Genomic DNA, 24,099 nt, shown 5'->3' on the forward strand with positions numbered 1-24,099 from the left:
CGACACATCCCGGGCGAGGGCAGAAATGAAAAAAGCCTGAGCTTTTACACTCAGGCTTTTTGTATTTTGTGGTGGGTCGTGCGAGATTCGAACTCACGACCAAAGGATTGAAAGCACCTTTGTACACAACCATGTCCTAGCTCGAGTTATGCGTGTTGGGGCTAGCCAGCCGAGTGTAGTCGTGTGAAATAGTTTAAGAGTGAATAAGTAACCCGAAAAATGGCTACTGCTTGACTACCTAGAATTTTACTCATAGAGGAGGCTTTGATGTGAAATCAAAAGTGGAATTCTTCTTTAGTCAGCTCCGGAGGTTGCAGTGTGATACCGTTTTCACTTATTGAACATGTCGTAGGCATCGATAAATTCCTTGTGGTATTCCTTCGATTGCTCCAATAATTCACGATAAGTTTTCACAAAAACCTCTCCAGAGTTCATATAAGTTCTCTCTTTGCTTTTAAAGTTGTAGTCATCAGATTTCTCACCGCCGACTACAAAACAAACTACTTTGGAGAATCCCGTTGAGCTAGCATATTTATTAGTCAAAAAAGAGCCATACTCATAAGCCTGTTCTAATGCTTTATGATCGACTTTATATTTACTTTTCTTAATTTCGATAACGTACAAAATTTCACCGAGAGCATTACTGCATAGAAAATCGATCCTACGATTTTTTTCTTCTAATTCCGAGTTCGGAAATGTTTCTTTTAAAAGCGACGAATAGGTAACCTCATCCCGAAATTCAAGGATTCTTGGGTCTAAAAGCCATGAAAATTTCTTGAGAAAGTTATGAAGTGTTGGTACCTCTTTTGTATCGTTTTTAATGTGTTCTTCAAATTGCTTAATTACTTCGACTCTAGAGCACGCAAGATCTTTAAACTGCTTAGTCTCTATTGATTTCCACTGATTCATTAAATCAAGAAGTTTTGGTATGTCTTCGTCTCTCGAGATATTCGCGATATCTGAGGCATATCTTTTAAAAGTTTCATTATTAAATTTATCTATTACCCCACCAATTATGCTAGACGCACCCTCAGAGCTGATGTTGTTGTCTTCAAGTATAGGATTTATAATTTGGCTGCTAAGTTCTTTTTCGTATTTTGGTAACGAACTTTGCCATTTTTCAATATCCAAATTTTTTTCTAATTTTATTTGATCAAGTTTTAATTTTTGTCTTTTTTTTCTCCATTCGCTTCCTATGTCTCTTATAACTTTCTTGAGGTAAACCTGAAGCTCCTTTGTTACATCGTATTCCCAATTTAAAGAGTGTCGATCTGTGGAAATTAGATCTTTATCCAGATCGTCAATAAAATCAATGTGTAGATAGCCTGTAATATAATTGTGGAACTGATCGTTGTCACGCAAACCGAAAAAACTGGCGGAATTTACTATTTTTCCTCTGGATGCGAGATATATCCCGCGCATTTCGGTATCTTTTATTGGTGTTTCTGAGGTTATTATTTTTCCGGTGATGCTGTTAAAATAACTGTAGTCCTCGCCAAATTCTTTACTTGGAAATTCCCATGTAAATTGACTTTTCATTCCTTTAAATTTGTCCTCATTAAGAACTTGTTTTGGGTTTGAACCATTCTCTAGAAAAATTAACTTAAATTGATCCAGTACAGTAAATTTTTTAGATATGCTTATTATCATTTCCTCTATATTAAATGAGGACTTTCTTCTTACGTCTTTCAGTGTTATTTGAGTCCCGTCGGGATCTGTAGTTTCTATATCTTTTTCAATGATTGTAGGATGATAAGAGTTATGCGTACTGCTTTTTATTTTTTCTAGATCAAGTATGAATTGGTTCGCCTTGCCAAATTTAACAGATCGAACTACTACGGAATTACATATGCCAAATACTGACAGTTTACCTAGACCTTTTTTTCCAATCGGCTTTCGTCCTTTTGGTGTTGTCGGTGTTCCTGACAGTCTTCTGTTGCGGCCTATAACCAGATAATTTTTGTTTAATTCCTCAAATGTCATTCCATGACCGTCATCTCGAATACTAATTTCCTTTCTATTCTCCAAGGTTAGAAAGTCAACCTTTACTGTCGTAGCATCTGCGTCCCAAGAGTTGGAGATAAGCTCTGAAAGAACACTCGGCAATTGTGAATAAAGCGAAACACCGAGGTGTTCAATTGTATTTGGATCAAATTTTAATTCTAACGTAGTGTTCATGAGCTGCCCTAAAGAAAAGATTTTATCTTCAAAAGGATTGATTTGATTTCTTGTTTTTAATTATTTTTCTAATGGTGATAATTTTTTGAGTAATTCCTATATTTTTTCTGATTAATATTATTCGATAAAAAATAGTTTTAAAACAAAATTATAATATTTGATTTGTTCTCTTAAGTATTATTTATACCAAGTGTTAAATATTCATATTTACTATATAAGCTACTGATTTTTTTATGGTTTATTCGGAATTGGCTTCGTCTTTTTATTTTGGGTTTCGTTGAAGAAGCCTCTTCTAGTTTTATGGCTGGATCGTAGTAGACGTTTCCCTGAGCGATAGCTGCCAAAAGCATTTCGAAACTAGTTCCTATCCCTAATTCTATATTATTTCCATATTTGTATTGCTTTATAGCTGTTGGCGATTTTTGAGCCATGCAGGGTATATAAACTGCCTGTGCGTGCTTACGTTTCCAGTGATCCATAATTTTCGCAAAACTCCAGCTTGCTGCTACATGATCGTTGCTACTGATCAGCGCGATAGTTCCCGCGGCGTCTGTGATCAGGCCATTTTCTGGGTCATATCCGGAAAACTGCAGTCTTAGGTTTGTAGCCCTGCACAGCTTACCAATTACGTGGCGACCCCCAAAATTTATTCGATCGGGTTTGTTTGATTTGTCGTTATAACCAAATTTCCTTACGAAATTTTCCACGCCGTTTTCGACATAAAATCCTCCATTAGGTTCAGGGGTCATAAGCGTTGTTGGTTTTGCTCCAATTTTTGGAAATCTTGTGATCCCAAATTGCTTAACTTCCCAGCCTAGGAAGTCTGGTTCCGCGACACTATTGGGTACGATTCCCAATTCAGCTTCAAGAGTGTAACCCCCAGCGTTGGAGGCGCTGTAGGGTTCTTTTATTCCAGAGCTTTCAAGTTTTTGTCCATCAATCCAGCCTAATTCAGTAATTTCTAGAAGTCTAGTTATTAAAGCGATTTTCGTCGATTTGATTTCTGTTTGCGTAAACCGTAGCTCACCAAATATTGAGTTTATTTCGATAATTTTGGTATCGTTAAGTTCATGGGCAACAGTGCTGTCTGGAGTTGCTAGGTATGCATAGACGGTATCGTCAGTCGAAATCCCAAGAATCATCCATCGACCTCGAGCCCTACCTTTTTTTTCAACGTTCATCCAGTCGCTTAAGTTCACAGACGATCCCTTCAAGAATCCTGATAGACGTACTTCAGGGTATTGGGGATAGTAAATAAGTTTTGCTTGTGGTGCTGGGTATGTACGTCCTTCTGCGTCGAACCATATTAACTTCATCGTCGCTTGAAATTTAATTTCTCTGTTTTTATTCTTTTTACTTGGCGATTTATTTGATTTAGTTTTGGAGGCGACTGTTGTACCGGTCGGAATAAAGGGGATATCTGAGAAATGAGCGCCGAAGTAAGGCTGATTCTTACTATTGTCATTGGGTGATAGCTTTTTAACGAAAACTCTTTCCGCTCCTAGATCTGAAATAATTCTTAATATCTTTTTTAGGTTTGCATCTTTTGATGGTTTTGTGTCATACGTGCCAATTACATTCGACATTTAATGGCTCCATTTATCGATCTCGTTGAATATTGTATTCTGTTGAATCAACGTAAGGTAGTCTTTATGGAGTGATCTCCGTGGAAGGAATCGGCTCAACGGTAAGCCATTTGATGATTTCTTCCATGACCTTTTCATAACCATCAAGTTTGAGTTCACGCAATGCGCACTCCCAAACGGTGAGTACTCTCCAACCTTGCTTCAGAAGCGCGTCTCTGTGAAGGCTGTCGCGTGATCTGTTTCCGTTAATTTTTGCGAGCCAGAACTCAGTTCGTGTTGAAGGGACTTTGAAGAATTTGCAATCATGGCCATGCCAAAAGCACCCATGAATGTTGATTACGGCTTTGTATTTTGGGAGAACAATGTCTGGCTTACCAGGCAGGGTTTTGTCATGCAGTTTGAACCGGAAGCCTCGCCTGTGCAGCGCAGAGCGTACAAGAATTTCAGGCCGGGTGTTTTTGCCTTTTATCCCGGCCATCATCCTGCTTCTGGTTTTTGGATCGACTACATCTGTCATCCTGCCATGCGAACAAGTGGCAATTCGGGTTGCATGTCTTCAGCTACAAACTGGCACATCAATTTGGCAGCATGCTCCATCACATCAACAACTACAGAGTTGCCAAACTGTTTGTAAGCTCGGGTATCAGAAACCGGAATTCTGAAATCATCAGGAAAGCCCATCAGGCGAGCACACTCGCGAGGTGTAAGGCGTCTGGGATTCTTTTTTTTGCCTTGATCAACAAGAATTTCCGATCCGTCTTTGTAATACCGTGCAGACAGGGTTCGGGTTGTGCTCTCTGGGCCAACCAGACCAAACCCAAAACCGTTGCCTTTGGCTTTATGTTTCGCTGCATAGTTTTGCAGGTAAGTCCAAAGGCCCGGGGTTAGGGTGTATTTGTCTTGCACTTTCTTGCTGTCGTGGTCGAAGAAACGGTTTTCATCCCAAGGCAGGTAGGGTTCTGAACCGTCTGTCTTGTGCAAAATTTCTTTGAGTTTTCTGGAGCCTTTCGGCGGCAAAGGAATTGCGTCCCAATCAAAAGCAACCTGGTCTGCAAAGCCAGCGATCAAAATACGTTCGCGGTGTTGCGGCGTGAAATGAGCGCCATCGATTACTCGACAATGAATCTTGTAGCCCAGGTCTTTCTCTAGCGTTTCTTTGATCACTGTAAAGGTACGGCCCTTATCATGCGATACAAGGTTCTTTACGTTCTCGAGCAGGAATGCACGTGGACGTTTGTCTTTGATAATTCGGGCGACATCAAAAAACAATGTGCCTTGAGTCTCATCCAGAAAGCCATGCGAACGGCCAAGAGAGTTCTTCTTGGATACTCCTGCAATCGAGAAAGGCTGGCATGGAAAGCCTGCAAGCAACACGTCGTGATTTGGAATATCGACAGTATTGACCTTTGTGATATCACCGGAAATCTCGTGATGGTCACGCTGGTAGTTCTCTCTGTACGTTTTCTGGGCGTAACTGTCCCATTCGCTGGTAAATACGCATTTTCCGCCCTGGTTTTCAAATGCTCGTCTAATACCACCCACGCCCGCGAAAAGGTCGATGAAGGTGAAAGCGTGGTTTTCGTCCTCAAGAGGAAGTTCTGGTGGAAGGAACTGACGCAGGGCAATGCTAGTGTATGAGGGAGGAATACTGTCGCCGTTTTCCCATCTTCGAATGGTTCTGGAGTCCACTCGCAGGGCTTGTGCAATGTCTTTTTTGGATTTGAATTTAAGGACTTGCGCTAACAGTGCCTGGAAGTGGAAGTTCTCTGGAGCATTCATCAGTACGAATTCCTCTGGGTCAAAAAGCGGACAAATTGTCATGTAATCGTTCCTATCATAGCTAAAAAATGCCCCTAAGCCTTCTGAAGTCGACAAATATTCAGCGAAATCGTCATTTTTATGGGAGCCGAATGACGCGGAATACTGATTGGGGTGGACAGGAATTCAAACACGAAAAAACTGTATATTAAAACAGTATTATTCTGAATGGGGTGAGTGGTTAACCAGATTTGATGGAGTGAAGTTCTTTTGAGAGACAGAAATGAAAAAAGCCTGAGCTTTTACACTCAGGCTTTTTGTATTTTGTGGTGGGTCGTGCGAGATTCGAACTCACGACCAAAGGATTAAAAGTCCTCTGCTCTACCAGCTGAGCTAACGACCCACATTTCGCTTTTGGGCGTTGGCCCTCAACCGAAGACCGCGATTATGGCCAAGTTTTTAAAAGTGGTCAAGCCCTGCGGCCGTAAAAAGCCACTATTTTTTAGCTGAAATCACGTAAGGGTTTGAAATCTTGAAACGTTTTAGAATTTCAATTTCCCGGTTTTCCATCAATTCAGCTTGATTGTCGCTTTCATGCACATAGCCTTGGGCGTGCAGGCAGCCGTGAACAATCAGGTGGGCCAGGTGGTCAATCGGGTCTTTGCCCTGTTCCAAGGCTTCGCGTTCCACCACAGCCGGGCAAATTACAATGTCGGCCATGAACACGGGCAGGCCCGAGTCAGCGCCCAGGTCGGGCATGTCCATGGGAAAAGTCAGCACGTTGGTGGCGTAGTCTTTGCCCCGAAAATCCCGGTTCAGTTGTTGGCCTTCTTCTTCGCCCACCATGCGAATGGTAATGTCAGCCCTGTCCATGAAACAGGCTTTGGCCCAACGGCGAATGCGGCTGTTGTCCACTTCCGAGAAGGGAGGGTGGTCGGCCTGCATGGCCCATTGAATGGCCACGCTGACCAGTGTGTTTGTTTTACTCGTCATTGGTTTCGCCAGCGGTGCCGGTTCGTTCTGGGTTGTGAAAACGTTCGTAGGCCTCAACAATGCGGGCCACAAGCGGGTGGCGCACCACGTCGGCGCTGGTGAAGTAGGTCATGGCAATGCCTTTCACACCGCGCAGTACATGCTGGGTTTGCACCAGGCCGCTTTGCTGGCCGCGTGGCAGGTCGATCTGGGTCACGTCACCGGTGATCACTGCCTTGCTGCCAAAACCAATGCGGGTCAAGAACATTTTCATTTGTTCGGGCGTGGTGTTCTGGGCTTCATCCAGAATGACAAAAGCGTGGCTGAGCGTGCGGCCGCGCATGTAGGCCAGAGGCGCAATTTCAATCACATTGCGCTCAAACCATTTTTGAACGCGCTCGTAGCCCGCCAAATCGTAAAGCGCATCGTACAAGGGGCGCAGGTAGGGGTCTACCTTCTGGTTCAGGTCACCGGGCAAGAAGCCTAGGCGTTCACCAGCCTCCACAGCGGGGCGAGTCAAAATAATTCGTTTCACGCTGTCGCGTTCAAGTGCATCCACGGCGCAGGCCACGGCCAGGTAGGTTTTACCAGTACCGGCTGGGCCAATACCAAAGGTCAAGTCGTGCTCAAGCACAGCTTTCAAGTAGTCTTTTTGGCGTTCTGTGCGTGGCTGCAAGTCGCCTTTTTTGGTGCGCAAAACCACGGGCTCCTCAGCCCCGGCAATCAGGGGAATTTCTTTTTTTGTGCTGGCCACGGTGCTGGTGTTTTTCAGTTCAACCAAGGCCAATTGAATTTCGTCAGCAGTAACCGGCTTGTCGCTTTTCTCAAAAAAATGATTGATCAGGATGAAAGCCTGCTTGGCATTTTCCTTGTCGCCCACCACATTCAAGGTGCCATTGCGGCGTGCAATTTTTACATTCAAAGCGGCTTCAATTTGCCGAAGGTTGGCGTCCACCGGGCCACACAGGTTTGCCAGCTTGTGGTTGTCGTCTTCGGGGGCGTGCCATTCACTGCCTTTTGCTTTCATTGGGTGCTTCTAGAAAAGTTGAGTTTGTATTTTAAGCATTCAATCTTCCATTTGCCGGTGGCGCGGCGGGAAACTGACACGCATCAGGGTGCCTGGTCGGTCGGGATTGCTGGATTTCGGGTTGTCATGGATGCTGACGTTGGCATCATGCTGTGTGGCGGTTTCCTGCACAATCGCCAATCCAAGCCCTGAGCCATCTTCGCTGGTGCCCAGTACGCGGTAAAAACGATCAAATACCAGGTAGCGTTCGCTTTCCGGAATGCCGGGACCATCGTCTTCCACTTCCAGCACAATGGCTTCACGTTGGGGGCTGTCATCCACCCGCACAGTCACGCAGCCTTCATTCGGAGTGTAGCGCAGTGCATTTTCAACCAGATTCTTCAGCATCTCGGTCAGCATCAAGGTTTGGCCGTTCACGTACACTGGGTGATCGGGTACTTCAACGCCCAGGTCGATGCGCTTGTTCATCGCGTCTGGCACAAAGTCGCGGGTTACTGTGCGCGCAATGTGGGTTAAATCAAGTTTTTCAAACTGTAGAACGGAGGGTGCCTCGGTTCGAGCCAAGGCCAGCAATTGGTTCACCAGGCGGGTTGACCTTTCGGTGCCAACTTTCAGGCGGCGCAGGCTGCGCAGCTTGGCGGCCTCGTCGGTTTCATCGCTCAGCAATTCAACCTGCATGCGCAGGCCAGCCAATGGTGTTTTAAGTTGGTGGGCTGCATCGGCTACAAATCGCTTTTGAGTGTCGATGGTTTGTTCAAGCCTTTCCAACTGCTCGTTCAAGGCCGTAATTACCGGTAGCAATTCTTCGGGTGTGTCCGTGGTTTGAAGGGCGCTGAGGTCGTCGGGTTTGCGGGTACGAATAATGTCCAGCAAGCTGTTGAGGGGGGCGATGCCTCGCGACAGGCCAAACCACACCAGCAATACGGCCAGGGGCAGGATCACGAATTGCGGCAGAATTACGCCCTTGATGATTTCATTGGCCAGGCTGTCGCGTTTGCCCAGTGTTTCTGCGATCTGAATCAGCATGAACCGGTTTTCGCCCACGGTGGGAAGTTCAATCCACAGGTGGCCTGCGCGGAAGTCCTCGCCATTCACCACGATGTCGCGGAAATTGACCACGCCAATTTGCCGGGCCTCGCGTTGCGGAATGGGCAGTGTGCGTTCGTCACCCAATAAAAATTCGCCGCCTTTGCCCAACACCTGAACGCGCAACTGGTCGGTGCCATCGGCCAGCAATATTTCCATGGCTTCTTTGGGAATGGCAAATTGGTTGCTGGGTGCTTGCGCAGCCACTTCTTGGGCCAGCGCAGTTATTTTGTCATCAAGAATATGGTCGAAGGGATCGTTGGCAATCGACTTGGCCACCAGGTAAGTAACGCCAATGCTCATGGGCCACAAAATAAGCAGAGGCGCCAGCATCCAGTCGAGAATTTCGCCAAACAGGGAGCGCCGTTGTTGTTGCCCCGAGGCCAGCGGGTTGCGTTTGTACCAAGCCAATCAGGCACCTGCCTTATGTGTTGGCGTTGGCATTCGCATCTGGAGTGGCCTCTTTCTCGACAAATTTTTCAAGGCAATAACCCAGGCCACGCACGGTGGCAATTCGAACACCGTTAACTTCAATTTTTTTGCGCAGTCGGTGAATATAAACCTCAATGGCGTTGTTGCTCACCTCTTCGCCCCACTCGCAAAGGTGGTCTACGAATTGTTCTTTGCTGACCAGGCGGCCTACCCTTTGAAGAAGTACTTCGAGCAAACCCACTTCGCGAGCGGAAAGGTCGAGCATGTCGTCGTTGATGTAAGCAATGCGACCCACCTGGTCAAAAGTTAATGGGCCGTGCTTCCAGATGCTGGCCCCGCCACCCGTGCCCCTTCGCGCCAAAGCCCGAACACGGGCTTCGAGCTCTTTCAAGTCGAAAGGTTTGGCCATGTAGTCGTCGGCCCCGGCGTCCAGGCCTTGCACGCGTTGTTCAACGCTGTCGGCTGCAGTCAGGATCAGCACAGGCATGTTGTTGCCGCGAGCGCGCAGCCGCCGCAGCACCTCCAACCCACTCATTTTTGGCAAACCCAAATCGAGTATCAGAATGTCGTAGTTCATGGTGGTGAGCGCGGTGTCGGCGTCGCTGCCCTTGAACATGCAATCGACGGCGTAGCCAGCCTGTCGCAACGATTGCGACAAACCTTCAGACAACAAACTGTCGTCTTCGGCCAGAAGTATTTTCATCCCTGTCTCCTCAGTGCAGGCCGGCCAGTGTGGCTCTTTTTACCTGAACATGAATATGTGTAGTGCTTTGATTTTAGCCTGAAAGTGCCGCAGCTTTCGCAGCTTGAATTGCGTCACGGGTATTTCGGGCTTCGAGCGCTGCGGCACTTGCGAAATCGGCTTTGCTGCTGGCGTACAAAATGGCGCGAGATGAATTGATCAACAGGCCCCAACCTTGGCTACAAAGGCCGTTTTTAACAGTGTTCAGCAAGTCGCCACCCTGTGCGCCAATGCCGGGCACCAGCAGGGGTGAATCACCTACCAAAGCGCGCACGGTTTTGATTTCTTCCGGATAGGTTGCACCCACCACCAAGCCTACTTGCAGGTGGGGGTTCCAGGTGGTGGTGGCCAGTTTGGCGACTGTTTGGTACAGCGGTTCGTTTTTCTCAGTGTTTAAAAACTGCAAGTCGTTGCCACCGGGGTTGGAGGTGCGGCACAGCAAAAACAGACCCCGGTCGGCATACGCATGGTAGGGCTCGACAGAATCGCTGCCCATATAGGGGCTCAATGTAACGCTGTCGGCCTTATAGCGCTCGAATGCTTCAATGGCGTATTGCTTTGCGGTGGCGCCAATGTCGCCGCGTTTTGCATCCAGAATGGTAGTGGCGTGTGGCGCAATTTCGTTGGCATAGGCCAGAATGTTTTCCAGCGCAGCTTCCGCGCGATTGGCAGCAAAGTAGGCAATTTGCGGTTTGAATGCGCAGGCGAACTCGGCTGTGGCTTTCACAATTTCCATGCAGAAGCGTTCGATTTCAGCCGGGCTGGTGCCGTAACCTTCTGGCATGCGGGACACATCCGGGTCCAGACCCACACACAGCATGGAATTGCTGTGTTGCCAACTGTGCGCAAGGCGTTTCGGGAAAGAGGTAAATTGCGTAAAACGATTGCTGGCCATTGCGTGCAGGAACAGTTGGAAGGTGTCGCTATTGTACAGGATCAGGGCAAGCCCCTAGGGGCAAGTATGGGCCAATGCACTACACTGGGGCGCTTTACTGAACGATCATTCACTTACGTGCCAGCTGCAACTCTTTCCTTAAAACAAATCCAGCTTCTGCTTGGCATCACCGCCATTTGGGGAATGAACTGGCCCGTGATGAAGTATGCGGTCACGCAATACCCGCCTTTGCACTTTCGCACTTTGTGCATGGTGTTTGGCATGGTGGCCATGTGGTTTGTCGCGCGGCAAATGAAAGTGTCTCTGAAGGTGCCCCGCGAGATGTGGGGCAGGCTTGCCTTGCTGTGCATTCCGAACATGATTGGCTGGCACCTGTTTTGTATTTTGGCGGTGAAGGAGCTCAGCTCGGGTCGCGCAGCCATTCTGGGCTACACCATGCCCGTGTGGGCGGTGTTATCAGGTTTGATGTTCGCGCACCCAGTTAGTCGGCGTGGCTGGATCGGTTTGACCCTGGCGATGGTGGCTGCGATGTTGCTGCTTTCGTCCGAGTTTGCCGCAATCGCTGGCAGCCCACTGGGCGTGATTTTGATGCTGATTGCCGCCGCATGCTGGGGTTTTGGCACCACGCTGATTCGGCATTACCCCACGGGTTTGCATGCCCTAACTTTCACTCATGCCATGATGCCGCCGACCATTGTTGCCATGGGCTTGGCTGGTTTTTGGTTTGAGGGTACTGACGTGGGCGCGCCGCAGGGTTGGTCACAATGGTGGCCAATTTTTTACAATGCATTTGGTGTGTTTGCGTTTTGCCAAGTAGCGTGGTTTAGCTTGGCGAAGTCGCTGCCACCGGTTGTGTCGAGTTTGTCGATCATGATCATTCCGGTGGTGGGTGTGATGTCGGGTAGCCTGTTCTTGGGTGAAGTGCCGCACTGGCCAGATTTCGTTGCGCTGGTGTTGATTCTTGGTGCGATGGCCGTGATTCTCGTGCCGGGGCGAAGAAGCAAGTGAATTTGTAGCCCAATCTGCGGCGGTGTTTCGATCGCCTCGCCTTCAAGAAAACCTGCCCGTTTGAATTCACCTGCCACGGTCGGCCATGGGCCGGCACCGAGACTCGGCTCGCCCTTTTGCCGAGCGAGGTGAGTCAGGGTGAATATCAAAAAGGGAAAATCAGGTTTTCTGGCGAGAGATTGAAACCCAAGCCGATTGGGCGATATAAACAAGCCTGCGTAAGAGCGGAACCTAAGCCAATTGGGCAATGAATATTCACCGATCAGTTCCGGAAGTACTTCCTCGACCGATACACCAGCGCCTCACCTTCCCGGAAGTCGCAACGCAACACCTCGCCCACCATAATGAAGTGATCGCCTTCGTCGTAACGGCTGCGCACTTTGCACTCAAAATGTGCCAATGCATGGGGAATCAAAGGTGAGCCACCCAAGCCTTCGATGACTTCGACACCAGCAAAACGGTCGCCTTTGAATGTCGAAAAATGATGCGATAAATCTTCCTGATCGGCCGACAACACACTGACGCCATAATGGGTGGCCTCAGCAAATGCATCGTGGCTGCTGGCTTTCTTCGACAAACTCCACAACACCAAAGGCGGGTGGAGTGACACCGAGTTGAATGAATTGGCGGTCACCCCCACGTACTTGCCCTCGGCGTTTTTGGTGGTGATGATGGTGATGCCGGTGGCGAATTGGGCCAGTGCTTGCCGAAACATGTGCGCGTCCAGCTCGGCGTCGCCTTCGCGTTTCTCGGCGCGAATGAATTCGGGTTTGGCAGGTTGTTGCATGGGGTACTTCTAATTTTGTGAATGTCTCCATTGTGCCAAACAAGCGCTTGAATTGCTGGAATGGTGACTCAAAACGTGGTTTTCAGGCCCATGTGCTTGAAATGATTTAAAATACGGCCAATTCTAAAAAGGCATTTTCCTTGAGCGCACTGTCCTTCAAACTCAAAGCCACCTCGGGCAAAGCCCGTCGCGGTGAAATTACCACCGCACACGGCGTCATTCAAACGCCGATTTTCATGCCTGTGGGCACGTATGGCACCGTGAAGGGCATGACGCCGCGCGACCTCACCGAAATTCAGGCGCAAATCATTCTGGGTAATACCTTTCATTTGTGGATGCGGCCGGGCCTGGACATCATGGAAAAATTCGGTGGTTTGCATCAGTTTATGGGCTGGAATGGGCCAATTTTGACTGATTCAGGTGGCTTTCAGGTGTTTAGCCTGGGGGCCATGCGCAAAATCAAGGAAGAGGGTGTTCATTTTCGCAGCCCAGTGAATGGCGACAAATTGTTCCTCACCCCCGAGGAAAGCATGCGCATTCAAACGGTGTTGAATTCTGACATCGTCATGATTTTCGACGAATGCACGCCTTATCCAGCCACTCACACTGAGGCACGCTTGTCCATGGAAATGTCCATGCGTTGGGCACGCCGTTCCCGTGACTCCTTCGATGAATTTGGCAACAACAACGGTTTGTTCGGTATTGTGCAGGGCGGCATGTACGAGGACCTGCGCGACATTTCACTGCAAGGCCTCGAAGAAATCGGTTTTGATGGCTATGCCATTGGTGGTTTATCGGTGGGTGAGCCCAAAGACGACATGCAACGAATTTTGGCGCACACCGCGCCCAAGTTGCCACAGCACAAGCCGCGTTACTTGATGGGTGTGGGTACTCCCGAAGATCTGGTGAACGCAGTGGGGCAGGGCATCGACATGTTCGACTGTGTCATGCCCACCCGCAACGCGCGAAACGGCTGGTTGTTCACCCGCACGGGCGACATTCGCATTCGCAACGCGAAATTCCGCAACGATGAAAGTCCACTCGATGCCACTTGCAGTTGTTATACCTGCAAGAATTTCTCACGTGCTTACCTGCACCACCTGGATCGCAGCAAAGAAATTTTGGGTGCACAGTTAAACACCATGCACAATCTTCATTACTACCTGGAATTGATGCGTGAAATGCGCGAAGCAATCGAGCAAGACCGCTTTGAGGAATTTGTCAAAGAGTTCAATGCGCTGCGGGGTCAGAATGCGCAAATGGCTCAACAGCAGTTGCAGCAACAGCCTCAATAGCAGGCGATACAGTCAGACCAAACTGATCGAGAATCAGCAACACCTGCTGTTGCAAATCGATTACCTCCACCATGCGCTGGTGTTTTTCTTCTCCAATTTGTGCAAGGCGTTGCGTGGTCTTTAACTGACCATGCAGCAATTGCCGCTGTTCGCCCAGTACGGGCACACTGGGTTCCCATTGCGCATTCTCAATCGCAGTCAGTGAAGTAACAGCAAAGCCAACGCTGGCACCATGTGCATTCACCACCAAAATGCTGGATTCATGATCAAGACTTTGGCGTTCTGCACCCAGCCACTGCGCGAGGTCAAAAACCGGAATGGATTCATTGCGGTGGGTCAGCATGCCCAGCATGGGATTACCGCGTTCAAAAATCTCGATGTCTGCCCGATAAGGGAGCACCTCTCGCACTTGCTCAATGGGCGTAGAAAATTCGGTGCCCAATCGGTACACCATCAAGCGGTCCAGGCCATGTGTGGCTTTGCCTTGCTGCTTGTCGGTATCTTGCTGGGCTGTTGCACTGGCCTTGGCCATAATACTGGCCAGTTCAATCAACTCCTGGTCTTCGCTGATTCGCTGGCAGGACAGCACGAAATATTGCGGACCACGTTGTGAATGTGGATCTTCTTTTGAAAACACCTTGCTGGGCAAAGCCCCTTCAAGTTGCGCCGCCTTGGGCAGACCAAAACCGGGCAGGGGAATCACGGAATTGTGTGGCACATGCACAATGTCCAAAACGCGATCGATCAACAGGGCCAGCGGGTGTCCATCAACGCGAATGACAAAGGCCTGCTGCGTAGGCTGTTGCGCTTGTTTGTGGGCGCCAAGGCCCATGTAACCTGCAAGGTCTATTGCCGGAATGGTTTGTTCCCTGTAATCCAGGTTGCCCTTGTAAAATCCTCCAGCGTACTCACTGGGCAGCAGCACCGGGTTGACCACGGTGGTTTCAATGTCTTTCGGATTCACTGCAAACAGGGTGGCCATGCTTTGCATCAGCATCAGCGGCGTGCGCGTGTTCAGGGCAGTGTCTTCGTTCGACGTTTGCAATTCAAGTGATTGGCGGTGCGGTTCTGGGTCTTTTGCTTTGGGCAAGCCGGGCAACTCGAACAAGGCTTGCGTGGAAAGCACCTGAACCAGTTGGTTTAGTTCGCGGTTCATCAGGCTGCCGGCAAACAGGCGGCCGATTGAATCTGTGGAACTGACGGTGTGCAGGCTATTGGGGTTTGCAAAAAACAAGGCTTTCACCTGGTCGGCAATCAGCCCCAGCAAATGATTTTCATGGGCGATCAGCAAAATACAGCCCGGTGAATACTGGTGGCCGGGCCGGTTCAACAAACATTCCAGGTCCAGCACAGGAATACTTACGCCGCGCAGGTCCAGGCCACCCTTGATCCAAGGGTGGGGGCAAGGCAATGCCATCAAGGGATGAAAGGGCACCACTTCCCTGACCGACTTCATCGGCAGGGCCAGGGTCATCTCGCCAATTCGAAACGACCCAAAGCCCTGTTCGTATTGGCTCAATTCACTCATGCGGTTTTGTTGCCAGTGTGTTTTTCAAGGCCACCTGTGAGTTCTTCAATCAGGCGGTTTACGGCAATCGCCAGGTCGCGCTGTTGTTCTGCCGAGCTGGTAATTTGCTTTACGCTTTGGCCTGTTTCAGTCACGCTGCTCAAAATGCCTTCAAAGCTTTGTGCCGCATTCTGGCTTACCTCCACGCCTTCCTCAACCTGTGCAACCGATTCTTCAATCAATGTGGCAATTTCACGTGCCGCGCTTGAACTGCTTTCAGCCAGCTTGCGCACTTCGGCAGCCACCACTGAAAAACCAACACCATGTTGCCCGGCGCGTGCCGCTTCAATGGCAGCGTTAAATGCCAGCAAGTTGGTTTGGTTGGCGATGTCGCCAATGACCCGCACAATTTCCGATACCTTGCTGGAGCTGTTCTGAATGGCGTGAATGGCAGCGATTGATCGCTTCAATTCGCGGCTTCCCTGGTTGGCTGCGTCCAGGCCTTTTTCAGCAAGCTGGGTGGCAGTTGCAGAGTTGCTGGAAATGTCGGTAATACTGTCGACCAGTTTGGACACACGTTCCCGCATTTCGCCCGACTTTTTGTTGATACCCTGTTCAAGCATCACTTCTTTGGTGACGTCGTAGGCATATTTCACCACTTTAACCACATTCCCATTCAAGTCCAGAATGGGGTTGTAGGTGGCTTGAATCCACACATCACGGTTGAATTTGCCCACGCGGTGAAAGCGGCCGCTGACAAATTTTCCTTCGTTCAATTTCAACCAGAAGTCGCGATATTCTTCACTTTGGGTGTACTCCAGCGTACAGAAAATGCTGTGGTGTTGCCCTTGAATTTCACGCGAGGTATAGCCCATTGCGTTCAGGAAGTTGCGGTTTGCATTCAACACATGGCCGTCCAGATCAAACTCAATCACCGCCTGCCCCAGGTTAATGGCTTCGACCTTGGCTTCAAATTCCGAGTTTTTCAGTTTGCTTTCGGTGACATCGCTGGCAAATTTCACCACCTTGACCAAGTTGCCGCGTGGGTCGTAAATCGGGTTGTAAGTCGCTTGAATCCAAACCTCGCGCCCACCTTTGGCCACCCGCTTGTATTCACCTGACTCGAACTGGCCGCGTCCTAGGCTTTCCCAGAAGGCCTGGTACTGCGGTGTGGCGGCATAAGCCGCATCCACAAACATGCGGTGGTGGCGACCGGTAATTTCCTCGGCTGAATATTCCATCAGTTTCAGGAAGTTGCTGTTGGCCGCAAGAACCTTGCCCTGCATGTCAAATTCGATCACCGCTTGTGAGCGGTCAATGGCGCCCAGTTTGCCTTCGGCATCCAGCCGGGACAGTTTGGATTCAGTGATGTCTTGCAGCATCAACACCACTTTGATCAGTTGCCCTTCAAGGCCTATTACCGGGCTACGTGTGCCTGAAAGCCAAATCTCTTTGCCACCCACGCCCTTGTAGCGGAATTCACCGACGAGGTTTTTACCTTCGCGCAAATCATTCCAGATCTTGAAGTGATTGCTGTCGTTGCGTTCCTCGTCGAACATCAAAAAACCTTCGGACTTGTCGATTAGGTCGGCTTGGCTGTATCCCAGTGATTTCTGCATCAGTTCGTTGCTGTTGAGAATTTTCCCCTCCGCATTGAACTCAAGAATGCAGCTCGTGCTGGACACTGAGTCCATGCGTGCCTGAGTTTCAATGGCATGCAATTTTGACTGGGTAATGTCGCTACAAAATTTGATGACCTTCACCGGGTTGCCTTCAAGATCCAGAATAGGGTTGTAGCTGGCCTGTATCCAGATCCGCTTGCCGTGGTTGCCTACGCGCAGGTATTCACCCGAATCAAACTCGCCTTGGCCCAGCTTTCGCCAGAAAGCGCGGTAAGCGCCGCTGCTGGCCTCTTCCTTGTCCACAAACATGCTGTGGTGTTGGCCCACAATGTCAGCCAGTGAATAACCCGTCAGGCTCAGGAAATTCTCGTTGGCATGCAAAATATTGCCGCCCAGGTCAAATTCGATAATGCCTTGTGAGCGATTCATCGCATTGACCTTGCCGTCGTCCTCAATCGCCTTCATTTTTGTGGCAGTGATGTCGCTGGCAAATTTAACTATCTTCACTGGCTTGCCGTTCAAACCCAAAATTGGTGTGTATGTGGCCTGAAGCCACACAGGGCGGCCATGCCGATTCAAGCGCATGAATTCGCCTGATTTGAACTCGCCAGCCGCAAGGTCTTTCCAGAAGTTGCTGTATTCCTCGGATTCCGCATGGTTTTTTTCACAAAACTGACGGTGATGTTGCCCCACAATTTCTTGCAGGCGATAGCCCATGGTGTTCAAGAAGTTGTCATTCGCAGCCAGAATGCGACCACTGGTGTCAAATTCAATCACGGCTTGAGTTTTGTCGATCGCGGCCACTTTGCCTTCATTTTCAAGCGACCTGCTCTTGGCCTCCGTAATGTTCGACGCAATCTTGATGACTGACACCAAATTGCCGTCATCGTCCCGAACCGGGTTGTAGCTTGCCTGGATATAAACTTCCTGACCTTGCGAATCCAGTCGCAAAAACTCGCCACTTTGAAACTCGCCCTCGCGCAATTTGCTCCAGAACAACTGGTATTCGTCTGACTCGGCGGTACTTTCAGTGCAAAAAAGGCTGTGGTGTTTTCCCAGCACCTCATCTTTCGAGTAGCCGAAAACATTCAGGAAGTTTTCATTGGCATACAGCACAGTGCCGTTCAGGTCGAATTCAATGCAAGCTTGGCTTTGGGTCAGCGCGTTGAACAGGTGGATACGGTGGTTGTTAGGCTGCTCGGTATTGGGTGTCATGGGTCGCCTTGCTAATCAGAATGAGTTGGCTTGATTGGGGTAACTACCATTGTGTGGGGCATAAGTCGACTTGATCACTTAATAAAACAGGTAATTACCGGCCAATTGCGGTTTTCCAAGCCTTGGGAATCGCACGTTTGGGTAGGGGGGCAATGTTGGGGGAGGGGTTTAATCGCCTATCTGACAGGCTTTCAGTTTGGCGTAAGTTTTCGCTTTGATACTCGTTCGCAAGCCTAGGCTCGGAGGGATGTGACCTCGTATTCCGGCCTGCGGTTAACAACAACCTTAAAAAGGAGACAAGCGATGAGCAACCCAAAGGGCGGTGAAGCCTACTGGAAAGCGACACTCGGCCTGTTGACCAAGATCATGATCGTGTGGTTTTTGGTTTCTTACGGCGCCGGTATTCTGTTTGTTGAGCAACTGAATCAATTCAGCATCGGTGGTTACCCACTGGGCTTCTGGTTTGCCCAACAAGGTTCTATTTACACATTCATCATCCTCATTTTCTACTACGCGAAGAAAATGGGTCAGATCGACCGCGAACACGACGTCCACGAAAACTAAGGAGATTGCTAATGGATTTGCAAACAATCACCTACGTCATCGTGGGTTTGAGTTTTGCGCTGTACCTCGGTATTGCGTTTTGGGCTCGTGCAGGCAGCACGGGTGAATTTTATGTGGCTGGCGGTGGTGTGCACCCCGTGGCCAACGGTATGGCGACTGCGGCGGACTGGATGTCAGCCGCTTCGTTCATTTCAATGGCGGGTCTGATTGCCAACATGGGTTACGGCGGTTCCGTATTCCTGATGGGTTGGACCGGTGGCTATGTGTTGTTGGCGATGTTGCTGGCTCCGTACCTGCGCAAGTTTGGCAAGTTCACGGTACCCCAGTTCATTGGCGACCGTTACTACTCCAACACAGCCCGCACAGTGGCTGTGATCTGTTTGCTGGTGGCTTCCATTACTTACGTAATTGGACAGATGACCGGCGTGGGTGTGGCTTTCTCCCGATTCCTGGGCGTGTCCGCTGAAGTGGGTATTTATGTGGGTATGGGTATTGTGTTCATGTACGCAGTGTTTGGTGGCATGAAGGGCATTACTTACACACAGATCGCACAGTATTGCGTGTTGATCATGGCGTACACCATTCCCGCCATCTTCATTTCCTTGAACCTGACAGGCAATCCTTTGCCACAGTTGGGCCTGGGTTCTGACATGTTGGCCAACGGTCAGCCGATGTTGGCGACCTTGGACAAAGTGGTGACTGACCTTGGTTTCAATCAGTACACCACCACCCCAGCCGGTGGCAGCTACCTGAACACCTTCTTCTACACCGTTAGCTTGATGATTGGTACCGCGGGTCTGCCCCACGTGATCATTCGCTTCTTCACTGTACCCACAGTGGCTGATGCGCGTTCATCTGCTGGTTGGGCACTGGTATTCATTGCGATTCTGTACACCACAGCACCTGCTGTTGGCGCAATGGCCCGCTACAACCTGCATGCAACGGTCAATTCCAATGTTGCGACTGGTGGTGACTTGTTTGCCGCTGAAGCTGCACTGGAAAACGACAAGAAGCCGGCCTGGATGGGTCGTTGGGAAACCACAGGCTTGTTGAAGTTTGAAGACAAGAACGGTGACGGTCGCATTCAATACTACAACGACAAGTCCAAAGACGAAGCATTCCTGGCCAAAGCAGAAGCGGCAGGCTGGAAAGGCAGCGAAATGACAGTAAACGCCGACATCATGGTGTTGGCCAACCCTGAAATTGCATTGTTGCCCAACTGGGTGATCGCCTTGGTGGCTGCCGGTGGTTTGGCTGCTGCGTTGTCGACTGCTGCTGGTTTGTTGCTGGCGATCTCGTCTGCTGTATCGCATGACTTGATCAAGGGCGTATTCAATCCAAGTATTTCTGAAAAGAGCGAATTGCTGGCCGGTAAAATTTCCATGGCCTTCGCGATTGTTCTGGCCGGTTATCTGGGCTTGAACCCACCTGGCTTCGCGGCGGGTACTGTGGCCTTGGCCTTCGGTATTGCAGCATCAAGCCTGTTCCCTGTGATCATGATGGGTATTTTCTCCAAGACCATGAACTCCGCAGGCGCAATCGTAGGTATGTTGAGTGGCTTGGCTGTGACCCTGTTCTATGTGTTCGCACACAAGGGTATTTTGTTCATCAACGGCACTGAGTACCTGCACTTGGTGGGCGGCGCCAACGGCTTCTTCGGCATCACGCCTGAAGCCTTCGGTACCGTGGGTGCGATTGTCAACTTTGTAGTGGCCTATCTGGTCAGCAAGGTAACAGCACCACCTCCAGAGCACATTCAGCACTTGGTTGAAGACGTTCGTACCCCACGTGGTGCAGGCGTAGCAACCGGTCACTGATTGACTGTTCAACAATAACCACTGCCTTCATCGAAAGGCAGGGCTCAAGAAGCTTGAAAGCCCGGTGAGAAATCACCGGGCTTTTTGTTTTTCTAGAGTAAAACTGTTACTTCCACACTCAAAAAAATGCTCCAATGCTTTGAAATTGCGCATGCACCCAAGGGTGGCTTGCCAAAGCAGCAATGAGTAAACCCAGCAGCAGAATAATTCCGAAAGGCTTGAGCGGGCTTGTCTTGGCGGGCGGCGCAGGCAAATGGGTGGAAGTGCTGGCAGTTTTTTGCGGTGCTGGCTGCGTGTTGCCTTGTTCTACCGGCAAGCTGTTTTTGACTTTTTCAGGAACAACTTTGCCTAAAAACCACATTGCAGCGCTAATCACGACCAAGTCGTCGGTGATGCCAAACAACACCAAAAAGTCGGGAATCATGTCGATGGGGCTGAACAGGTAAACCACCACAGCCAGCATGAAGCCCTTGATCCATTTTGGGGTGTCGGCATGCCGAAAGGCGTGCCACAGCATGCGGCCATGGGTCTTCAGGGCTTTGAGTTTGGTAAGAATTGGAAAAAACCGAGTAAAAAACATACGTTGTGCCCAACTATAAAAGAGGAAACATTGTGACCCAAGCTCCCTTGATGATCCAGCGTTCATGCCGAATCCCGGTGCCCTTGGCCGATTGTTTTGCCTTGTATACCCGTTTGAAAGCGGATGAATACATTCACAGTGACGCATTGATCGCGCCCATCACTCATATAGAAATGATTCAGGGCAAATCGTTCAATGAAGTGGGCGACGTTCAGCGAATCACCTTCAAGGGCGGCGCTGTGATTGATGAAGAAGTGTTGGCCTTTGTTCCCAATCGCCAGTTTGTTTACAGGGGTACCGGCTTTAGCCAACCCCTGTTGAGTTGGCTTGATCACGCCAAAGGTTCATTTGAATTTGAGAAGGATGGCGACGGCACCCTGGTGACTTGGCGCTATCTGTTTTATTTAACACCCGGCTTGGGCATTGGGCCCAAGCGACTCGTATTCAAGGCGGTTGTAGTTGATTTGATTTGGAACCGGATGATGACCAAAACCCTGGTCAACCTGACCCAAATCATTACGCTTCGCGCCTTGCAGGCAGGAAAAAAATGATGAATCCATGTGTAAAAAACAGTTTGCGAATCGCGGCTGTTTTCAGTTTGATGCTGTTGGTTTTCCTGGGCTTCCAGAACACGGCACGTGCTCAAACGCTTAGTGGCGTAGAGCCTAATATTTGCGTGTTCGACTTGCTGGGTGCCAAAGGGCCGATATTTGGTTTGGCTCAGGAATACGCTTTGGAAGGTCGCAAAAACGGCTATGGCTTTAAACCAGTGGTGTATACCAATGAATCGGTCGCTGCCAAAGATTTTGAAATTGGTGAGTGCGATGGACTGGTGGCCACGGGTATTCGCACCCGAAAATACAATAGCTTCACCGGCAGCCTGGATGCTGTGGGTGGCCTGCCCAACTATGATGCAGTGTTGCTGGCCTTGAAGTCGATGGGCAGCCCGCAGTTGCAAAGTGTGATGCAGCAAAGTGACTTTGAAGTGGGTGGGGTGCTGCCCTTCGGCACCGCTTATGTGTTTGTGCGTGATCGCGAAATCAATTCACTGGCCAAGGCTGCAGGCAAGCGAGTGGCGGCGTTGTCGCATGATGAGTCGCAGCGACGGCTGATTGAGCAGGTTGGCGCACAACCGATTGCTGCAGACGTGTCCAACTACGGCTCAATGTTCAATAATGGCGCCGTGGACATTATCGTGGCCCCTTCCATTGCATACGCTCCGCTAGAGCTTTACAAAGGCTTGGGAAAACGCGGTGCAATTATTCAGTTGCCTGTGGCGATGGTCACTTACCAAATTATTCTGCGCAAGTCGAAATTTCAGCCTGGTTCAGGTCAGAAATTGCGGGCCTTTGTGGCGCGAGAAATGCCCAAAGCCTTGGATGCCGTGAAAAAAATTGACCGCCAAATTCCAGAGAAAGCCTGGTTGAAAATGAGCGATGCGGACAAGGTGGAATACACCACCATGATGCGCGAAGCCCGCATCAGCTTAAGTAAAGACGGCGTGTACGATGGCTGTGCCCTGCGCCTGTTGAAGAAAGTGCGCTGCTCGATCGACGGCAAAGCCTCGGAGTGCAGTTTGCCTGAAGGTTACAAAGTCCAGAAAAGCTGCCCAATAGAGCCCATGTAAAACCGGCTTGGGTGTTTATCCAATCACCACTGGGGTGTCGGGAAGCTCATTCTTGCCACCCCCGTTGTGCGGAAAGTGTTCAATCAACTTCTCGCTAACCGCCGCAATGCAGTTCATCACCCCGGCTTCGAACTGCCCTTGCGCAAATGCCTGCTCCACTTCCTTGCATCGTTCTTCCCAGTATGCATGACCTACCTTGGCGTTTATTCCCCGGTCGGCCACAATTTCTATGGCATGGTCTGCCAACAGCACGTAGATCAGCACCCCATTGTTCAGCTCGGTGTCCCACACATGCAATTCGCTGAACACCTCAATGGCACGCTGCCGTGGCGTTTGCTGCCTTAACAGGGGTTGCAGTTCAAGCGAGCTTTCCACTGCAACGCGAATTTCACCTGAGTGGCGTGTTTCACTGGCTTTGATGGCAGTTGAAATGTGTTCCAGTTGCTGTGTCTGGAAGATTTTCCGGACATGGCGTTCTGCAGTCATCAGGTGCGTGAAAATGCGATTCATGCCCATATTCACCACCTTCCCGAGGCGCCACCGCCTCCAAAACCGCCACCACCACCACTGAAACCACCGCCGCCGCCAAACCCCCCGCCGCCACGACCAAATCCACCGCGACCACCACCAATGCCACCCACCGAGTTGCCAAACAGGGTGAGCAGGGCAGCGACCACAGCAGCCAGCAAGGCGAAAACCACCGCACCAGCAAACAACCAGGCCACCACAAACACCAAACCGCCAGTGGCCATTGCGGCGGGTAATTTGCCAATCGCTTTGCGTAGAAATCCGCCGATGAAAAGCGTCCCCATGAACAGCAGCGGTGCAATGTCTTCAATGGTGCTTGCCTTGTTTGCGGCTTGTTGCGCAACAGGCTCTGGCAAGGGTTCGCCATTAATTACTTTGATCATTTGGTCCACGCCAGCGGCCACACCACCTGCAAAGTCGCCTTGGCGAAACTGCGGCACAATAATTTCTTCAATAATTCGTTTGGAAGTGATGTCGGTCAGTGCGCCTTCAAGGCCGTAGCCCACCTCAATGCGCAGCGCGCGGTCTTGCAAAGCCACCACCAAAATGGCGCCATCGTCCACATTCTTGCGGCCAATTTTCCAGTTTTCTGCCACACGCAGGGCGTATTGCTCGATGGTTTCAGGTTCAGTGGTCTGTATCAGCAACACGGCAATCTGGCTGCCTTTGGCAGCTTCAAAGGCCTGCAGTTTTTGAATCAGGGCAGTCTGTTGGTCAGCGTCCAAGGTGCCGGTGGTATCGACTACTTGCGCAGTCAAGGGGGGCACTGGAACTTCCTGAACCCCCGCTTGAGCCCACAGCGGCCCTGGTAAAGGTACAAGTATCAACGCCAGCAGGGTAAACAGCCAAAAACGGCTAAACATGTTGCGCATG

The 24,099-nt window shown here is 50.0% G+C and carries 21 protein-coding genes and 1 tRNA gene; 6 read left to right on the plus strand and 16 right to left on the minus strand.

Going from position 1 to position 24,099, the window contains the following annotated elements; translation table 11 throughout:
- Nucleotides 1–330 precede the first annotated feature (330 nt).
- The 10 genes from LMED105_RS08295 to pyrF all read right to left on the minus strand — a co-directional run bounded on the left by LMED105_RS08295 (nucleotide 331) and on the right by pyrF (nucleotide 10,676).
- Nucleotides 331–2,178, minus strand: a complete 1,848-nt coding sequence (locus LMED105_RS08295) for an ATP-binding protein (protein WP_008250170.1) — start codon at nucleotides 2,176–2,178, stop codon at nucleotides 331–333.
- 170 nt (nucleotides 2,179–2,348) lie between these two features.
- Nucleotides 2,349–3,764: an MvaI/BcnI family restriction endonuclease gene (locus LMED105_RS08300; RefSeq protein WP_008250175.1), complete on the minus strand. Its 1,416-nt coding sequence runs from the start codon at nucleotides 3,762–3,764 to the stop codon at nucleotides 2,349–2,351.
- Between the two features lie 64 nt (nucleotides 3,765–3,828).
- Entirely contained in the window at nucleotides 3,829–4,281 is a 453-nt protein-coding gene (locus LMED105_RS08305; RefSeq protein WP_008250177.1) for a very short patch repair endonuclease, read from the minus strand.
- On the minus strand, nucleotides 4,278–5,543 hold the full coding sequence (gene dcm / locus LMED105_RS08310; RefSeq protein ID WP_050771192.1) for a DNA (cytosine-5-)-methyltransferase: 1,266 nt from the start codon (nucleotides 5,541–5,543) through the stop codon (nucleotides 4,278–4,280). Before dcm ends, LMED105_RS08305 begins: the two co-directional genes overlap by 4 nt.
- 306 nt (nucleotides 5,544–5,849) lie before the next feature.
- A tRNA-Lys gene (locus LMED105_RS08315) sits at nucleotides 5,850–5,925 on the minus strand.
- A gap of 92 nt (nucleotides 5,926–6,017) precedes the next feature.
- Entirely contained in the window at nucleotides 6,018–6,515 is a 498-nt protein-coding gene (gene ybeY, locus LMED105_RS08320; RefSeq protein WP_008250180.1) for an rRNA maturation RNase YbeY, read from the minus strand.
- Nucleotides 6,505–7,521 (minus strand): PhoH family protein, encoded by a 1,017-nt coding sequence (locus LMED105_RS08325; protein WP_008250183.1) that lies wholly within the window; start codon nucleotides 7,519–7,521, stop codon nucleotides 6,505–6,507. Before LMED105_RS08325 ends, ybeY begins: the two co-directional genes overlap by 11 nt.
- A gap of 39 nt (nucleotides 7,522–7,560) precedes the next feature.
- Nucleotides 7,561–9,018 carry a sensor histidine kinase gene (locus tag LMED105_RS08330; protein WP_008250184.1) on the minus strand — a complete coding sequence of 486 codons (1,458 nt, stop codon included), beginning with the start codon at nucleotides 9,016–9,018 and terminating at the stop codon, nucleotides 7,561–7,563.
- A 13-nt stretch (nucleotides 9,019–9,031) separates the two neighbouring features.
- A complete protein-coding gene (locus LMED105_RS08335) occupies nucleotides 9,032–9,742 on the minus strand; it encodes a response regulator transcription factor (RefSeq protein WP_008250186.1) in 711 nt (236 codons plus the stop codon).
- A 73-nt stretch (nucleotides 9,743–9,815) separates the two neighbouring features.
- Entirely contained in the window at nucleotides 9,816–10,676 is an 861-nt protein-coding gene (gene pyrF / locus LMED105_RS08340) for an orotidine-5'-phosphate decarboxylase (protein ID WP_008250188.1), read from the minus strand.
- Nucleotides 10,677–10,742: 66 nt separating this feature from the next.
- On the opposite strand from pyrF, the gene LMED105_RS08345 reads away from it, so the two are divergent.
- Nucleotides 10,743–11,684 carry a DMT family transporter gene (locus tag LMED105_RS08345; protein WP_008250190.1) on the plus strand — a complete coding sequence of 314 codons (942 nt, stop codon included), beginning with the start codon at nucleotides 10,743–10,745 and terminating at the stop codon, nucleotides 11,682–11,684.
- A 262-nt stretch (nucleotides 11,685–11,946) separates the two neighbouring features.
- Here LMED105_RS08345 and LMED105_RS08350 read toward each other — a convergent pair whose 3' ends face one another.
- A complete protein-coding gene (locus LMED105_RS08350) occupies nucleotides 11,947–12,471 on the minus strand; it encodes a flavin reductase family protein (RefSeq protein ID WP_008250193.1) in 525 nt (174 codons plus the stop codon).
- Nucleotides 12,472–12,611: 140 nt separating this feature from the next.
- Here LMED105_RS08350 and tgt point away from each other — a divergent pair, with 140 nt between their 5' ends.
- On the plus strand, nucleotides 12,612–13,766 hold the full coding sequence (gene tgt / locus LMED105_RS08355; protein WP_008250194.1) for a tRNA guanosine(34) transglycosylase Tgt: 1,155 nt from the start codon (nucleotides 12,612–12,614) through the stop codon (nucleotides 13,764–13,766).
- Here the strand turns inward: tgt and LMED105_RS08360 are convergent.
- Together LMED105_RS08360 and LMED105_RS08365 are read right to left on the minus strand one after the other, a co-directional pair.
- The gene (locus LMED105_RS08360) at nucleotides 13,702–15,294 is read right to left on the minus strand and encodes a chemotaxis protein CheW (protein WP_008250196.1); all 1,593 of its coding nucleotides are present in this window, start codon (nucleotides 15,292–15,294) and stop codon (nucleotides 13,702–13,704) included. The two genes, tgt and LMED105_RS08360, sit on opposite strands and share 65 nt — an antisense overlap.
- The gene (locus LMED105_RS08365; RefSeq protein WP_008250198.1) at nucleotides 15,291–18,110 is read right to left on the minus strand and encodes a PAS domain-containing methyl-accepting chemotaxis protein; all 2,820 of its coding nucleotides are present in this window, start codon (nucleotides 18,108–18,110) and stop codon (nucleotides 15,291–15,293) included. The genes LMED105_RS08360 and LMED105_RS08365 overlap by 4 nt, the downstream gene beginning before the upstream one ends.
- Nucleotides 18,111–18,413: 303 nt before the next feature.
- Between LMED105_RS08365 and LMED105_RS08370 the strand changes: the two genes are divergently transcribed.
- Both LMED105_RS08370 and LMED105_RS08375 read left to right on the plus strand, forming a co-directional pair.
- A complete protein-coding gene (locus LMED105_RS08370; protein ID WP_008250202.1) occupies nucleotides 18,414–18,674 on the plus strand; it encodes a DUF4212 domain-containing protein in 261 nt (86 codons plus the stop codon).
- Between the two features lie 11 nt (nucleotides 18,675–18,685).
- Nucleotides 18,686–20,491: a sodium:solute symporter family protein gene (locus LMED105_RS08375; RefSeq protein WP_008250203.1), complete on the plus strand. Its 1,806-nt coding sequence runs from the start codon at nucleotides 18,686–18,688 to the stop codon at nucleotides 20,489–20,491.
- A gap of 118 nt (nucleotides 20,492–20,609) precedes the next feature.
- Here LMED105_RS08375 and LMED105_RS16655 read toward each other — a convergent pair whose 3' ends face one another.
- Entirely contained in the window at nucleotides 20,610–21,071 is a 462-nt protein-coding gene (locus tag LMED105_RS16655; protein WP_008250204.1) for a YkvA family protein, read from the minus strand.
- Nucleotides 21,072–21,103: 32 nt separating this feature from the next.
- On the opposite strand from LMED105_RS16655, the gene LMED105_RS08385 reads away from it, so the two are divergent.
- Together LMED105_RS08385 and LMED105_RS08390 are read left to right on the plus strand one after the other, a co-directional pair.
- Nucleotides 21,104–21,622, plus strand: coding sequence for an SRPBCC family protein (locus LMED105_RS08385; RefSeq protein WP_156799607.1), 519 nt, complete (start codon nucleotides 21,104–21,106; stop codon nucleotides 21,620–21,622).
- The gene (locus LMED105_RS08390) at nucleotides 21,622–22,698 is read left to right on the plus strand and encodes a putative solute-binding protein (RefSeq protein ID WP_156799608.1); all 1,077 of its coding nucleotides are present in this window, start codon (nucleotides 21,622–21,624) and stop codon (nucleotides 22,696–22,698) included. The genes LMED105_RS08385 and LMED105_RS08390 overlap by 1 nt, the downstream gene beginning before the upstream one ends.
- Before the next feature lie 15 nt (nucleotides 22,699–22,713).
- Here LMED105_RS08390 and LMED105_RS08395 read toward each other — a convergent pair whose 3' ends face one another.
- Both LMED105_RS08395 and LMED105_RS08400 read right to left on the minus strand, forming a co-directional pair.
- Nucleotides 22,714–23,208, minus strand: coding sequence for a TPM domain-containing protein (locus LMED105_RS08395; RefSeq protein ID WP_232222729.1), 495 nt, complete (start codon nucleotides 23,206–23,208; stop codon nucleotides 22,714–22,716).
- Between the two features lie 8 nt (nucleotides 23,209–23,216).
- Complete coding sequence (locus LMED105_RS08400; RefSeq protein WP_156799609.1) at nucleotides 23,217–24,098, minus strand: YgcG family protein; 882 nt, start codon at nucleotides 24,096–24,098, stop codon at nucleotides 23,217–23,219.
- Nucleotide 24,099 lies beyond the last annotated feature (1 nt).

The organism is Limnobacter sp. MED105 (assembly GCF_000170915.1).
Lineage (GTDB): Bacteria > Pseudomonadota > Gammaproteobacteria > Burkholderiales > Burkholderiaceae_B > Limnobacter.

Coding starts and splice junctions, on each gene's coding strand:
- LMED105_RS08370 (WP_008250202.1), top strand. CDS start 18,414: ATGAGCAACCCAAAGGGCGGTGAAGCCTACTGGAAAGCGACACTCGGC.
- LMED105_RS08345 (WP_008250190.1), top strand. CDS start 10,743: ATGGGCCAATGCACTACACTGGGGCGCTTTACTGAACGATCATTCACT.
- LMED105_RS08360 (WP_008250196.1), bottom strand. CDS start 15,294: ATGAGTGAATTGAGCCAATACGAACAGGGCTTTGGGTCGTTTCGAATT.
- pyrF (WP_008250188.1), bottom strand. CDS start 10,676: ATGGCCAGCAATCGTTTTACGCAATTTACCTCTTTCCCGAAACGCCTT.
- LMED105_RS08305 (WP_008250177.1), bottom strand. CDS start 4,281: ATGACAGATGTAGTCGATCCAAAAACCAGAAGCAGGATGATGGCCGGG.
- LMED105_RS08325 (WP_008250183.1), bottom strand. CDS start 7,521: ATGAAAGCAAAAGGCAGTGAATGGCACGCCCCCGAAGACGACAACCAC.
- LMED105_RS08395 (WP_232222729.1), bottom strand. CDS start 23,208: ATGAATCGCATTTTCACGCACCTGATGACTGCAGAACGCCATGTCCGG.
- LMED105_RS08300 (WP_008250175.1), bottom strand. CDS start 3,764: ATGTCGAATGTAATTGGCACGTATGACACAAAACCATCAAAAGATGCA.
- LMED105_RS16655 (WP_008250204.1), bottom strand. CDS start 21,071: ATGTTTTTTACTCGGTTTTTTCCAATTCTTACCAAACTCAAAGCCCTG.
- LMED105_RS08350 (WP_008250193.1), bottom strand. CDS start 12,471: ATGCAACAACCTGCCAAACCCGAATTCATTCGCGCCGAGAAACGCGAA.
- LMED105_RS08365 (WP_008250198.1), bottom strand. CDS start 18,110: ATGACACCCAATACCGAGCAGCCTAACAACCACCGTATCCACCTGTTC.
- LMED105_RS08400 (WP_156799609.1), bottom strand. CDS start 24,098: ATGCGCAACATGTTTAGCCGTTTTTGGCTGTTTACCCTGCTGGCGTTG.
- LMED105_RS08295 (WP_008250170.1), bottom strand. CDS start 2,178: ATGAACACTACGTTAGAATTAAAATTTGATCCAAATACAATTGAACAC.
- LMED105_RS08375 (WP_008250203.1), top strand. CDS start 18,686: ATGGATTTGCAAACAATCACCTACGTCATCGTGGGTTTGAGTTTTGCG.
- LMED105_RS08390 (WP_156799608.1), top strand. CDS start 21,622: ATGAATCCATGTGTAAAAAACAGTTTGCGAATCGCGGCTGTTTTCAGT.
- LMED105_RS08335 (WP_008250186.1), bottom strand. CDS start 9,742: ATGAAAATACTTCTGGCCGAAGACGACAGTTTGTTGTCTGAAGGTTTG.
- dcm (WP_050771192.1), bottom strand. CDS start 5,543: ATGAATGCTCCAGAGAACTTCCACTTCCAGGCACTGTTAGCGCAAGTC.
- ybeY (WP_008250180.1), bottom strand. CDS start 6,515: ATGACGAGTAAAACAAACACACTGGTCAGCGTGGCCATTCAATGGGCC.